10 protein-coding genes and 1 rRNA gene are annotated in these 14,716 nt (G+C 30.0%); 7 read left to right on the forward strand and 4 right to left on the reverse strand.

Annotated elements, in window-relative coordinates; translation table 11 throughout:
• The first annotated feature begins 53 nt into the window (after positions 1–53).
• The 4 genes from dapF (at position 54) to cmk (ending at position 4,296) form a co-directional block, all read left to right on the forward strand.
• The gene (gene dapF, locus GFV00_RS02880) at positions 54–917 is read left to right on the forward strand and encodes a diaminopimelate epimerase (protein ID WP_160556250.1); all 864 of its coding nucleotides are present in this window, start codon (positions 54–56) and stop codon (positions 915–917) included.
• A 172-nt stretch (positions 918–1,089) separates the two neighbouring features.
• On the forward strand, positions 1,090–2,481 hold the full coding sequence (locus GFV00_RS02885) for an arginine decarboxylase (protein ID WP_160542388.1): 1,392 nt from the start codon (positions 1,090–1,092) through the stop codon (positions 2,479–2,481).
• A gap of 95 nt (positions 2,482–2,576) precedes the next feature.
• A complete protein-coding gene (gene porQ, locus GFV00_RS02890) occupies positions 2,577–3,593 on the forward strand; it encodes a type IX secretion system protein PorQ (RefSeq protein ID WP_160556248.1) in 1,017 nt (338 codons plus the stop codon).
• Between the two features lie 4 nt (positions 3,594–3,597).
• Positions 3,598–4,296 carry a (d)CMP kinase gene (gene cmk / locus GFV00_RS02895; protein WP_160556246.1) on the forward strand — a complete coding sequence of 233 codons (699 nt, stop codon included), beginning with the start codon at positions 3,598–3,600 and terminating at the stop codon, positions 4,294–4,296.
• Positions 4,297–4,500: 204 nt separating this feature from the next.
• Here the strand turns inward: cmk and GFV00_RS02900 are convergent, their stop codons facing one another.
• Positions 4,501–5,454 carry a PhoH family protein gene (locus GFV00_RS02900; RefSeq protein WP_160556244.1) on the reverse strand — a complete coding sequence of 318 codons (954 nt, stop codon included), beginning with the start codon at positions 5,452–5,454 and terminating at the stop codon, positions 4,501–4,503.
• A gap of 66 nt (positions 5,455–5,520) precedes the next feature.
• Between GFV00_RS02900 and GFV00_RS02905 the strand changes: the two genes are divergently transcribed.
• Both GFV00_RS02905 and GFV00_RS02910 read left to right on the forward strand, forming a co-directional pair.
• Complete coding sequence (locus GFV00_RS02905; protein WP_160556243.1) at positions 5,521–6,345, forward strand: S-adenosyl-l-methionine hydroxide adenosyltransferase family protein; 825 nt, start codon at positions 5,521–5,523, stop codon at positions 6,343–6,345.
• 266 nt (positions 6,346–6,611) lie between these two features.
• Positions 6,612–7,490: a PPK2 family polyphosphate kinase gene (locus GFV00_RS02910; protein ID WP_160556241.1), complete on the forward strand. Its 879-nt coding sequence runs from the start codon at positions 6,612–6,614 to the stop codon at positions 7,488–7,490.
• Between the two features lie 238 nt (positions 7,491–7,728).
• On the opposite strand, the gene GFV00_RS02915 is transcribed toward GFV00_RS02910, so the two are convergent.
• The gene (locus GFV00_RS02915; protein ID WP_160556239.1) at positions 7,729–9,954 is read right to left on the reverse strand and encodes a bifunctional (p)ppGpp synthetase/guanosine-3',5'-bis(diphosphate) 3'-pyrophosphohydrolase; all 2,226 of its coding nucleotides are present in this window, start codon (positions 9,952–9,954) and stop codon (positions 7,729–7,731) included.
• Positions 9,955–10,149: 195 nt separating this feature from the next.
• Between GFV00_RS02915 and GFV00_RS02920 the strand changes: the two genes are divergently transcribed.
• Positions 10,150–12,297 (forward strand): S46 family peptidase, encoded by a 2,148-nt coding sequence (locus tag GFV00_RS02920; protein ID WP_160556237.1) that lies wholly within the window; start codon positions 10,150–10,152, stop codon positions 12,295–12,297.
• A gap of 49 nt (positions 12,298–12,346) precedes the next feature.
• Here GFV00_RS02920 and GFV00_RS02925 read toward each other — a convergent pair whose 3' ends face one another.
• Both GFV00_RS02925 and rrf read right to left on the reverse strand, forming a co-directional pair.
• Positions 12,347–13,750, reverse strand: a complete 1,404-nt coding sequence (locus tag GFV00_RS02925) for an anion permease (protein ID WP_160542395.1) — start codon at positions 13,748–13,750, stop codon at positions 12,347–12,349.
• A gap of 715 nt (positions 13,751–14,465) precedes the next feature.
• Positions 14,466–14,573: ribosomal RNA gene (gene rrf / locus GFV00_RS02930) — 5S ribosomal RNA — on the reverse strand.
• Positions 14,574–14,716 lie beyond the last annotated feature (143 nt).

The following is a 14,716-nucleotide window of genomic DNA, read 5'->3' on the forward strand; positions in this document are numbered from 1 at the left end:
ATTTTATATTTATGCTCAAATACCATCTTATTAATTAAAAAAAATCCGTTCTGATGGAAAAAAACTCTTTTATTAAATCCCAAGGTTTGGGTAACGAATACATAGTAATCAATGAAGATGCTATTACTTTTCCTTTAACTGAAAAAGCCATTCAAAAAATCTGTAACGTAAACTTCGGAATAGGTTCTGATGGAATATTAGTAAAAACAAAGTCAGAAACGGCTGACATAGGTCTGAAAATTTTTAATCCGGATGGTTCCGAAGCAGAAAAAAGCGGAAATGGATTACGAATTTTTTGCAAGTATGTATACGATTATAAAATTATTCCTCAAAAGGAATTTACAGTAGAAACCAAAGGAGGAAAAGTTCGTGCAACCATACAAAAAACTTTAAATGAGAGGGCTGCTTTAATAACAGTAGATATGGGTCATGCCTTTTTTGATTCAAAACAAATACCCACTTCCTTTAATTCGGAAGAAGTGCAAGATGAACGTATTACTATCGATGATCAAGAGTTTCTAATCAATTGTGTTTCTGTAGGAAATCCACATTGTGTGATTCTTAAAGAAAATCTAGATAGTGAAGAAATAAAAAAATATGGACCTAAAATTGAAACATTTTCTAAATTTCCTAACCGTATAAATGTTCAATTTGCAAAAGTACTGAATAGAGATGAAGTTCAAATATTAATTTGGGAAAGAGGGGCCGGTTTCACCTTAGCCTCAGGAAGTTCGTCTTGTGCAGTAGCCAGTGTATTAAGAAAAAAAGGGTTAATAAATAATAAAGTAACCATTAAAATGCCCGGAGGTGAACTTAAAATAGAAATTGATGATCATTGGCAAATAAGAATGACCGGAGAAGTTCGACAAATTTGTGAAGGTGTTTTGCATGAAGAGCTAATAAACAGTTTTTTATAATTATTCTCAATAAAAAAATATTTTCTGAATTTGATAAATGATAACTTAAAATTGTTAAAATATTTTTAAAATCTAATATTTGATGGAAAAAATTATTAATTTTTTTAAAAAAGCATTTATTAACTAGTAAATTTATAGATATTTGTAATCTGATTTTTTTCCACTATTTAAAATGAAAATAAAGTATCACGATTTAATTCAACAAACTTTTGATTTTCCACAGCCCGAATTTAAGGTTGATAACGGAAATTTATTATTTCATGACATCCCTTTAATGGACTTAATTGAAAAATTCGGAACTCCTTTTAAGTTCAATTATTTACCTAAAATATCGCAAAACATACAACAAACCAAAAAATGGTTTAAAAAGGCTTTTAAGGAAAATAATTACAATAATGAATATAGATATTGTTATTGTACGAAATCAAGTCATTTTTCATTCGTGGTTGAAGAAGCTTTAAAAAATAAAATTAGTTTGGAAACTTCTTTTTCAAACGACATGGAAATTATACGAAGATTATACGATAAAGGAATTGTCGATAAAAATATAGAAGTTGTTTGCAACGGATTCAAAACCGATGAATATTTAAAAATTATTTCGGAAATGATTAACGGCGGATTTTCTAACATATTACCTGTATTGGATAATTTCAGAGAAATCGATCGGCTTTCCGACAGCATAGATACTAATTTTAATATAGGTATTCGAATTGCTTCTGAGGAAGAACCTAAATTTGAGTTTTATACTTCTCGTTTGGGAATCGGATATAAAGATATTGTTCCTTTTTATGCTCAAAAAATCCAAAATCATCCATTTGCTCGTTTAAAGATGTTGCATTTCTTTATCAACACGGGGATTAAAGATACTTCCTATTATTGGAACGAACTTTATAAATGTTTGCGAGTTTATGCTCGATTGAAAAAAATCGCACCCGAAGTGGATTCGCTTAATATAGGAGGAGGTTTTCCTATAAAAAATTCCTTGAATTTTGATTACGACTATTATTATATGGTCAATGAGATTACTTACCAAATAAAAAAATTCTGTGAAGAAGAAGGAGTAGAAGAACCTACTTTATATACCGAATTTGGTTCATTCACTGTTGGAGAAAGTGGAGGAATTGTTTACAAAATCTTAAGTCAAAAAAGACAAAATGATCGAGAAAAATGGGATATGATTGACAGTTCTTTTATGACTACATTACCTGATTCTTGGGCTATTTCTCGTCGTTTTACCATGCTTCCTATCAATCGTTGGGAAGATTCCTATGAACGGGTTTTCTTAGGAGGTCTTACTTGTGATAGCGATGATTACTACAATTCTGAACAGCACGTTAATGCCATTTATCTTCCTATTTTCAGTGAAGAAAAACCTTTATATATAGGTTTTTTCAATACAGGAGCTTATCAAGATGCCATTAGCGGGTTCGGAGGCGTGCACCATTGTCTAGTTCCTCAGCCAAAGCATATTTTGATAAATAAAAATAAAGACGGCGAATTTACTTATGAGGTATTTCGAGAGGAACAAAATTATAAGCAAATTTTAGATCTTTTAGGTTATTAGTAGCCCCATACAATAAATTGACAGATTCATAGTTTATAATTACAAAAAAGTACCATCAAGCGTACCTGATTTATTTTCTTGTAATTTTTACTATAATGCGTCTATTGCATAAATTTATACTAATTATATTCATTAGTTTATACTCCATTGTCTATTCTCAAAACGGGCAAGAAATATATACTTTTATGAATATGACCGTATCTGCCCGTCAAGCAGCTTTAGGAGGTAATGCTAATTCTTCTTGGGACAATGATCCTAATATGGCTATGTTCAATCCGGCAATGATGAACGATAAAATGCATAACCAAGCGGGAATAAATTATTCCTCATATTTAGCAGATGTCAAATTGGGTGCTGTTTCCTATGTATATAATCCCAAAGAAAGTAAGCACTTTTTTTCCCTTCATGGAAGATATGTAGATTATGGAGATCTTAAGGCCGCCGATGAAATTGGAAATGTAACCGGAAAATTTACAGCAAAAGACGCAGCAGTAACTTTAGGTTATGCCTATAATATCTCTGATTTCTTTACGGTGGGCGGAAATTTATCTTATGTTACCAGTAAAATTGAAAGTTATACTTCTTCCGCTCTTTTGGCTGATCTTGGGTTGGTATTTCACGATATTGACTACTATACTACCGTTTCTGCTGTGGTTAGAAATTTTGGAGGACAATTAACTTATTATAATGATAGAAGAGAAAAATTACCCATTCAAGCAAATTTAGGAATCTCGCAACGATTCGAAAAATTACCGATGGAATTAACTCTTACCTTACATGACTTACAAAAATTTGATATTTCATCTCCAACTAATAAAAAGGGAGAAAAGATCAATGGAGGAAGAAAAATTATAGATCATATTTCGTTAGGTGCCGAACTATTTCCCGAGTCAGGATTCAACCTCAGAGCCGGATATAATTTTAAGAGAGGTAATGAATTGGCGATCGAAGATCAACGTTCATTTGCCGGTTTAACTCTTGGTTTTGGTGTGAAAATTTCATATTTTCGCTTTGATTACGCTTGGGGGCGATATAATGCTGCGGGAAACACCAATACATTTGGACTACGTATAGACTTGGAAAATATGTTTGCCCCTCGTTATGACTGGTAATAACATGAAAAACAACAAAATAAAACCTATAATTGCCATAGATGGTTATTCTTCCACCGGTAAAAGCTCCTATGCAAAAATGTTAGCCAAAGAATTTGGATGGATTCATATAGACACCGGTGCTATGTATAGAGCCGGAACTTTATATGCTATTGAAAATTTTTATAAAAATAATACTATAGATGAGCTAGCTTTATTAACCCATTTAAATGATATTCATTTGGACTTTAAGCTAAACTCTGATTCCAATACCAATGAAATTTATCTTAATGGAAAAAATGTTGAAAATAGAATTCGTGCTTTTGACATATCTGAACATGTTTCATGGGTGGCAAAAATACCTGAAGTAAGAGAATATTTAGTAAAACAACAGAGAAATATAGGAAAAAACGGCGGGATTGTTATGGATGGTAGAGATATTGGAACGGTCGTATTTCCAAATGCCGATTTAAAATTTTTTATTACTGCCAGTATAGAAGAAAGAGCTAAACGAAGATTCACTGAATATAAAAATCAACACAAAAACATTTCTTTAGAAGAAGTTCAAGAAAATCTTAAGCAACGAGATTACATTGATGGCAGCAGATCGGTGTCACCACTAACTCAGGCAGCAGACGCCATTCTTATCGATAACACTCATTTAAGCAAAGAAGAAACCTATAATAAAATGGTTCAAATTGTTAAGGATAAATTTAAAATCTGATTTATAAAGTAATTCTTTTTACTTTATCTTTTTATTACTGATTATTCAATTTATTTTTAAAAAATTCGAAAATATATCTATTTGTTTATAGTATGAAGGATTAATTTTTATTAATCTGTTTCTTATTAAAACTTATAAATAAGTAAATTAATAAGGATTTTATTTTTCAATAAGATCTTTTGTTTTAGAAAAGAAAATGAAAAACTATTCTTCAATCTCTTCTTGTTTATGATAGGCTTCTAATATTTTTCTTACTAATTTATGTCTTACCACATCAATTTCTGTCAATTGCACAAAACCTATTCCCTTAACTCTTTTTAAAAGATGAACAGCTTCTTTTAATCCGGATTTCTGATGTTTAGGCAAATCTATTTGCCCGGGATCTCCTGTAATAATAAACTTCGCATTAGCCCCCATACGCGTTAAAAACATTTTCATTTGCAAATGGGTCGTATTTTGAGCTTCATCTAAAATTACAAAGGCTTCATCTAATGTTCGACCTCTCATAAATGCCAAAGGAGCAATTTGTACGACTCCTTTTTCAATATAAGAAGCCAGTTTTTCATGACTGATCATATCTCGTAATGCATCATACAAAGGCTGAAGATAGGGATCTAATTTATCTTTTAAATCACCGGGTAAAAATCCTAAACTTTCCCCTGCTTCCACAGCCGGGCGAGTAAGCACAATTCTTTTTACTTGTTTATCTTTTAAAGCTTTTACAGCTAAAGCAACGCTAGTATAGGTTTTACCTGTTCCTGCCGGACCAATGGCAAATACCATATCATTGTTTTCAACTGCTTTTACCAGCTTTTTAAGATTTTCTGTTTTAGCCCTAATAAGTTTTCCTCCTATTCCGTGAACAATAATATCCTCAGATTCGGCTCTAAGTTCATTCTGCTTTTCTCCATTAGAGAGTATTCCCTCCAGAGCGATATCATTTAACTTATTATATCTGTTTATATATTCTGTTATTTCTTTAACTTTATTATTAAACAAAGTTAAATCCGCATCATTTCCTGCTGCCGACACTACCCGATCCCTTCCTATAATTTTTAATTTGGGAAAATGATTAATCAACAGATTAAAGTTTTGATTATATTCACCATAGAAAGTTTTTAAATCCACCCCTTCTAAAGTAATTCGTATTTGATTCAAATTTTAACTCCTTTTTTAATTTTACATAACAAAAATAAGCAATAACTTTGTGTAGGATAATAAAAAATGGGAATAATAACACTCACTACCGATTTTGGTTTAGACGATTACCATGTGGCTGCTCTTAAAGGTGCTATATACAGCCAAATTTCGGATATTATAGTCGTTGATATCTCACATCAAATTATGCCTTTTGATTTAATTCAAACTGCTTATATTATTCAAAATTCATACAAAAATTTTCCTAAAGGAACCATTCATATAATTGGTATCGACGCGTTGCCTTCTCCATTTGTAAAATCTTTAGCTGCAGAAATTAACGGTCATTTTTTTATATGCAATGATAACGGCATTCTTTCTTTAATCGCTGAAGAATATATTCCCGATCAAGTATATGAAATCACGATTAATAAATACGATGATCTTCATTTTTTAACTAAAGATCTTTTCATTCCTGTGGCCTGTCATCTTGCCAGAGGCGGAAAAATAGAATTAATAGGTAGAAAAATAAATTCTTATAAAGAATTAACTCAACCCAAACCGGTCGAAAAAAGCGAAGATAATTCGTTAACAGGAATGGTTATTCATGTAGATAATTTCGGTAATGCAATAACCAACATTAGTAAAGAACAATTTCACCAATTTGGAAAAAAAAAGGACTTTATAATTTTTGCCAGAAACGTTCAATTCACTGAAATTAAATCTAAATATACCGATATACTTGGGACAGATTCTGAGGACAAAAAATATCATGGAAAAGCTTTTGCTATATTTAATTCTTCGGGCTATTTACAAATTTCCATGTATAAGAGTAATTTAAAAACCGTTGGAGGGGCCAGTTCTCTAATGGGCTTATACATAGGAACTAATATTCGCATTGTTTTTTCTTAGTTAGTAAATCATATTTTTTATACTTCCTATTTTATACACATTTTTACCTATACATGTGATCATTCGTGTGTAATACTTTTATAAATTCTGATATATATTTTTTAGAAAAAAATAAGAATATAAAAATATACTTTGGTACAATATTTTCACATCTACACATCAGAATAAATTTACAAATTATTTATAACATTCTATTTTATAAAAAAATTAGTTTATTTTGTTCGTTTAAACAATTAATATAAAAAACAATTAAAATATAATATATTATGAAAATTACCATAGATGATTTCCGTGTGTTAGAAGGAAAATCAGTAAACCTTAAAAATTATACTACTCAATCACCTGAAAATTTCAAAAAAAATAAAAAAGAGATAAAGAAAATAATTAAAAATATAGATTATTATCAAAATATTTTAAATGCTGAAAACAAACAATCTTTATTAATTATTTTACAAGGAATTGATGCTGCCGGAAAAGACAGTTCCATACGAGCAATCATGACGGGAGTAAATCCTCAAGGAGTAAATGTATCATCTTTTAAAACACCTTCTTCTTTAGAATATGAACATGATTATTTATGGAGACATATTATCAAAATGCCCGAACGTGGAAAAATAGAAATATTTAATCGTTCTCATTATGAAAACGTATTAGTTTGCAAAGTACATCCTGAATTTATTTTAAATGAAAAAATTCCTACTATAAATTCTGTCAAAGATATTAATGATGTTTTTTTCGAAAAAAGATATGAGGAAATTAAAAATTTTGAAAATCGTATGTTTAACAATGGTACTCGAATTATTAAATTTTTCCTCAATATAAGTAAAGACGAACAGAAAAAAAGATTTATTAAAAGAATTAATGAAAAAGAAAAAAATTGGAAATTTTCAGCTTCTGATTTAAAAGAACGTAAATTTTGGAATGAATATCAAAAAGCTTTCGCTATGGCTTTTGAAAAAACATCCACTGAAAATTGTCCCTGGTTTATTGTTCCTTTTGATAATAAATCTTACGGGCAATTGATAATGGCTTACATCATAAATGAAACATTAAAATCTATGAACCCGAAATATCCGGAGGTAAATAAACAAGAAAAGGAGGCTTTAAAAATTGCTTATCAAGATTTACTCAATGAAAAAGATTAAAATTCACACTTTGTTTATTTTAGTTGAGTAGAACAAACAACTTCCATCTTATTGCTCAACAATTTTTAATTATCTTATAATTGTTTCTTTCAACTTTGAGATAAACAAAAAGTGTTTTTTCTAGTTTATAATTAATTTCTTCGCTGAGATTACCTTAAATCTATATTATATTAAAAAAACTTTTTTAATAGAATTATAAATTATACTCAAAATTATAACAAAGGAACTATATAATAAATTATTTTTTTATCTCAGATCTTTTAACATTGGTTATACCTTCAATATTATGCAACTCTTCTATAATTTGTTCTAATTGAAGAGTATTTTTTACAAATAATATTAAATTTCCGTAAAATATTCCATCTTCGGAATTAATATTTATTTTTTTTATACTAATTTTAAATTTATTAGAAATAAGAGTGGTTATATCATTAAAAATACCGTTTCTGTCAATTCCTTGTAATGAAACTTCTATCAGAAAATCCCTGCTTGAACTACTTACCCATTTAGCCGGAATTACTCTGTAATCATAATTAGCTCGCATATCAATAGCATTGGAACAGCTTTCTTTATGAACTTTTATACCACTGTTTATCGTTACAAATCCAAAAATATTATCACCCGGAATTGGATTACAGCATTGCGCTAATTGATAGTTTAGTTTTTCTTCATCGTCTCCAAAAACAATCATATCATAATTTTCCTCCTCTTTAGGTTCTAGAAAATTATTTTCAGTGATTATAGAGGTTTTTTTTCTTAATTTGGATAATAAGTTCGTTAAAACTCCTTTACTATCTCTATATTTTTTTAGTGCTTTACTATCGATGACACCGGTAGCTACTTGATAAAAAACATCGTGACTGGTTTTTGCTCCGAAAAATTTTTGAATGGAATTTAATTCTTCTTCTGAAAAATTAATTTTTAAATGCCGTAACTTACGAATTAATAATTCTTTACCTTCTTCTGTATATGTTCTTTTTTCCGAATTCAATGCCGCTTTGATCCTTGATTTTGCTTTTGAAGTGGCGACAAAATCCAACCAATCTGCTTTAGGTTTTTGAACATTGGACGTCAGTATTTCCACCTGATCTCCACTTGATAACTTATAACTTAACGGCACCAATTTATTATTCACTTTAGCTCCTAAACAATGATCTCCGATACCGGAATGCACGGAATAAGCAAAATCTAGAGCCGTTGCTCCTGCAGAAAGTACTTTTAAATCTCCTTTAGGAGTAAAGACAAAAATGTCCTTTGTGTATAAGTTTAATTTAAAATCATCTAATAATTCCTTTGTAGAGGCCGTTCCCAAGTTTTCCAACATTTCTCTGACTTGAGATATCCAATTTTCTATTTGATTATCTTCTCTTCCCTTATATCCTTCTTTATATTTATAGTGAGCGGCAATACCTTTTTCAGCCAATTCATCCATTCTCTCCGATCGGATTTGTACTTCCACCCATTTAGATTCCGGACCAATGACGGTAACATGCAAACTTTCATATCCCGTGGATCTGGGAGTTGTAATCCAATCCCTCATTCTGCTGGGATTAGGCATAAATTTATCCGTAACTATGGAATAAATTTTCCAAGCCAGGAATTTTTCATTTTTATAATCAGATTTATATATAATTCTAATAGCAAATAAATCAAAAACTTCCTCAAAGGAAACATCTTGTTTTTTCATTTTTTTATAAATTGAAAAAACGGATTTATGTCGTCCTTTAATAGTAAAATTCAAACCTTCGGCATTTAAGCTTTCTTGCATAATCCTTGAAAACTCTTCAATATATCGTTGACGGTCTTTTTCTGTTTCCTCAAGTTTTTTAACGATTAAAGAATAAGATTCCGGGTCGGTATATTTTAAGCTCAAATCTTCAAGCTCAGATTTTATGGTATATAGCCCCATTCTATGAGCTAAAGGAGCATATATATAGGTGGTTTCAGCAGCAATTTTTTTCTGTTTAGAACTTTTCATGCTGTCTAAAGTCCTCATATTATGAAGTCTGTCAGCTATCTTAATTAAAATAACTCTAACATCTTCAGACAAGGTAAGTAACAACTTTCTATAGTTCTCGGATTGTAACGAAAGATTTTGATGGTCTATGTTGGATATTTTGGTAAGTCCATCTATAATTTTAGCTACTTTAGGGTTAAATAAATTGGAAATATCTTCAATGGTATACTGAGTATCTTCCACAACATCATGCAGTAAAGCGCATGCTATGCTTGTTGCTCCTAAGCCTATTTCATCAGCAACAATTTTAGCTACGGCTAAAGGGTGATATATATAAGGTTCTCCGGTTTTTCTCCTTTGATCCTTATGGGCCTCTTTTGCAACTTCAAAAGCTTTTCTAATCAGAGATTTATCTTCTGTAGTCAAATCTCTGTAGGTGTTACGAAGCATATCTTTGTAACGTTTGACTATTTCTTCTTCTTCTTTTTTTAAGTCTATTTCGTCCATACCACTATTTAGTCTATTTTACTGGTTACAATTTATATGCGAATCATAACATTAATCATTACTTATGTGTTAAAATCTTAACTTTTATTAGTTACACAAAGCTAATTAATTTTTCTTTTAAATATGCATTCTAACTTTTTTATGTTATTATATTATTAATAAATTTATATTTTTGAAAAACTAATTATAATATCAATGAAAAAAATTACGCTAAAATCTTTTTTATTAACCTGTTTTTTTAATGCTTCATTTTTAATCTCTCAAACGGGTGGGGGTATGTGGATACCTAATCAGCTCAATGAAAAAGAAATGAAGGAAATGGGTTTGAAAATATCTCCAAAACAAATATTTAATACCCATAATCCAAGCATAAAAGATGCGGTTGCTCATTTCGGAGGAGGCTGTACTTCTGAAGTTATTTCACCTAAGGGATTATTACTTACTAACCATCATTGCGGTTACTTTAGCATACAATCACACTCTACAGTTACCAATGACCTGTTAACCCATGGATTTTGGGCTTCTAACTATGAAGAAGAAAAACCGAACGAAGGCTTAAAAGCAACTTTTATTGTTGATATTATAGATGTAACTTCTCAAATATTATTGGGTATAAGCGATAATTTTACTGAACAACAAAGAAACATTATTATTAAAAATAATATTAATAAAATTAGTTCAACCATTAAAAAAGAGTACTATCATGACATTGCCATCTTGCCTTTTTACAACGGTAATCAATATTATGCTTTTATTACAGAAACTTACGAAGATATCCGATTAGTGGGAGCTCCTCCATCTTCTATTGGAAAATACGGATCAGATACCGACAACTGGATGTGGCCTAGGCATACCGGAGATTTTTCCCTATTTAGGATTTATGCAGATAAAAATAATCATCCGGCAAAATATTCTAAAGATAATATTCCTTATACCCCCAAGTATTATTTGCCTATTTCAATTAAAGAGAAAAAAGAAAATGACTTTTCATTTGTATACGGATTTCCCGGGAGAACTCAAGAATATTTACCGGCATCTGCTATTGAACAACTATTGGAAATAACCAATCCATCAAGAATTTCTTTACGTAATGAATCTTTAAAAATTTTAGATCATGCGATGCGTGCAAATAAAGAAATAAAAATAAAATATGCGGCAAAATATGCATCTATCGCTAACGGATGGAAAAAATGGATCGGCGAAAATCAAGGGTTACTTAAATCAAATGCTATCGAAAAAAGAAAAGAGTATGAAAATCAATTGGTAGAAGAAAGTCAAATAAATCTTGATACTAAAAATAAAAATCTGTCTTTAGTAAATGCATTAAATGATTTATATAAAAATAATAGTGGATATAATAAAGCTTACACTTATTTTAATGAAGTTTTCTATTCGAATTCTGAAACTTTTCGTATGGCATATATAGTATCCAATCTTCTTAATGCTTCTGATCAAGACTTTGAAAAAATTAAATTAAGAATAATAAAAAATGTGAGTTCAATTTATAAAAATTATGATTCGGAATTAGACAAGAAAGTTTCTTCAAAAATGCTTTCCATGTACAGTATGAATATTGAGCCAAGATTTCAAGTAGCCGGTCATGAAGATTTTGAAAAAGAATCTTCGTGCAATATTTACCTAACCGATTTATGGAAAAATTCATATATAACTCGTAAAAAAGGAGATCTTATATCAATATTATCTTCCGATTCTAAGGAAAATATAAAGTATAAATTAAAAGATGATGCAGTACTAAACTTTATTACTCCTTATATTGAAATGTACAGAAGAAAAATTTTACCATTTCATGATGATTTTGATAAAAAAAATGACAGCCTGCAAAGAAACTATATGAATGCTCAATTAAAGAGTTTTCCTTCAAAAAAATTCTTTCCTGATGCAAATTCTACTTTAAGAGTTACTTATGGTAAAATAGACGGATATACACCAAAAGATGGAGTTTATTATAAACCTTTTACAACATTATCGGGTGTTATTGAAAAATATATTCCTGATGATTATGAATTTAATTTACCTAAAAAATTAATTACCTTGTACAATCAAAAAAATTTCGGACCTTATTCACAAAATGGAGATATCATAGTAAATTATATTGCAACCAATCATACTACGGGGGGCAATTCAGGAAGTCCCGCCTTTGATGCACATGGTAATTTGGTAGGACTTAATTTTGACAGAGTTTGGGAAGGCACTATGAGCGATATTAATTATGATCCTTCTATTTGCAGAAACATTATGGTTGATATTCGTTATATATTATTTATAATCGATAAATATGCAGGAGCCCAAAGGCTTATAGATGAAATGAAAATTGTAAAGTAAAATAAAAAAGGTTTTCTAAATTAGAAAACCTTTTTTTATATAATTATTTTTAAAACAATCCTATCGCTTTCCACCAAGCGGTTCCCACTAGTAGCCAAATGGCCAAAATAACTAAACTCATAAAAAATCCGATCTTCCACCATTTTGCCAATGGTATATATCCGCAACCGAACAAAATAGGAGCCGGTCCGCTTGAATAATGTGTAATTGACATATTTAAATTACTGAAAAATGCAAATAATAATATTGCTAACATTGGTGGAGCCCCTGCAGCTATCGATATGGAAACAAATATAACGTACATCGCACTGATATGTGCTATAGCACTTGCCATAAGATAGTGTACATAATAATATACTAATAAAAGTATAAATAACATCGGTAACCAAGGTAATCCTTTCACAGATTCAGCTACATAATTTCCAAACCAAGGAATAAATCCTAAGGTATTCAATTGAGAAGCTAAGGTCATTAGTATCGCAAACCATATAATTGTATGCCATGCTTCTTTTTCACTAATTACATCATTCCAATCTAAAGCACGAGTTAATAATAAAATACATAATCCTACAAAAGCTGTAAATGTCGCATCTATTTTAAGAAATGAACCTAATACCCAAAAAATTACTAAATAAGAAAATACACCTAGAACAATCCACTCCTTAGTAGTCATTTTACCCATCTCTTTAAGCTTTTCTTTTGCAATAGCTTTCATTTCGGGGGTATGTTTTAATTCAGGTGGATAAAATTTATATAATACATATGGAATTACAAGTAAAGATAACAAGCCGGGAACAATTGCGGCCTTTGCCCAATCAGTCCATGAGATGGTATATCCCATATTCTCAACAAATTTTGCTATCATAGGGTTGCCTGCCATCGAAGTTAAAAACATGGCACATGTAATTGCATTACATTGAAATATACATTGTACTAAAAATGCCCCGATCTTATTCTGAGTTCCTTTTTCTGGAGTAGAATCATAGGCATTTGATATAGATAAAAATAAAGGGGTTATTATTCCGCCACAACGTGCAGATGTGGATGGCATTGCCGGCGCAAAAATTAAATCGGTCATAACCAAACCATAAGATAAACCTAAGGAACTGTTTCCTAATTTACTAATGAAAAGATATCCTACTCTTCTTCCAAAGCCTGTTTTAATAAATCCTCTTGAAATAAAAAAAGCACAAGCTATCATCCAGATTGTTGTATCTCCAAATCCTTTTAAGGCGCTTTTAATCGGAATTAAATCTAGAGCAACTACCGTGGTCATACTAAAGATTGCCATTGCTCCCAAAGGAAACGGAGAAAGAATCAATCCTAAAACCGTTGCGATAAAAATTGATGCCAAATGCCAAGCTTTAACATCAAGACCATCCGGCACAGGTACGAACCAAAGAATAACTCCTACTAAAATAACCAATAAAAACTTTAATATATTTTTATTCATAATTTAACTATATGTATTTAATTTGTTTTTAATTATTATATAAATAAATTCTAATTGTTTAACGATATAAGTCAACTATCAATAAATATATATGAAGTAAAAAATGTATCATAGTATTTAGAATCATTTATTCCCTTCGAAATTACCATTTTTTAAACTTTTAGTTTATATGAAACATTTCATAAAATTTTTTATTCTAAGAGCAATAATTAATCCAAAAAAAAGTGTAGGAGATTCTAGTTTTTAAAATAATAAAAATGTAATGATCTAATAGTCACAAGAATATATTTAGTAGATAAATTTATAAATAAGTTAAATTTTAAGATAAGAAAAAACTAAATATTAGATATTTTTTTAAAATATTGTTCTCTCCGAAGAATCAAAAGAAAAAATCCATCAAAAAAGAGTTATAAAAGAAATAAAATTAATAAAACCTATTTTTCTAAACTATATGATTTCAAAAGCTATTTAGATTTACTATTTTTAAATAAGAAGGTCCTATCGGGATTGAGATTGTTTCTAATAACGTAGAAGAATATGTATAGTAAATATCATCATAGACAGTAAAGGTCTGATATAAAATTATGAGAGTTAGCTTATAAGTTTAGCTAAATTAAAAGTTTATAAGTTTAAAATTCCACCAACCAAAAAAACCACTTCAATACAAAACAAAAAAAGCCTTGTATAATCCTATACAAAGCTTTCTCTTTTAAAAAACCGGCGGCTACCTACTCTCCCGCGTTTGCAGTACCATCAGCGCAAGTAGGCTTAACTTCTGTGTTCGAAATGGGAACAGGTGAGCCCTACCGCTATAACCACCCTAAATATCTTAATGGGATTTTATATAATTTTGTAAACTCTTACGGCCAATTCTATTAACTTTTATTTTTTTATTTTGGACGAAATCTCCGGGTAATTAGTACTACTCGGCTATGACATCACTGCCTTTACACCTGTAGCCTATCA

The sequence above is a fragment of the Apibacter sp. B3935 genome, from assembly GCF_009827705.1.
Taxonomy (GTDB): Bacteria; Bacteroidota; Bacteroidia; order Flavobacteriales; family Weeksellaceae; genus Apibacter.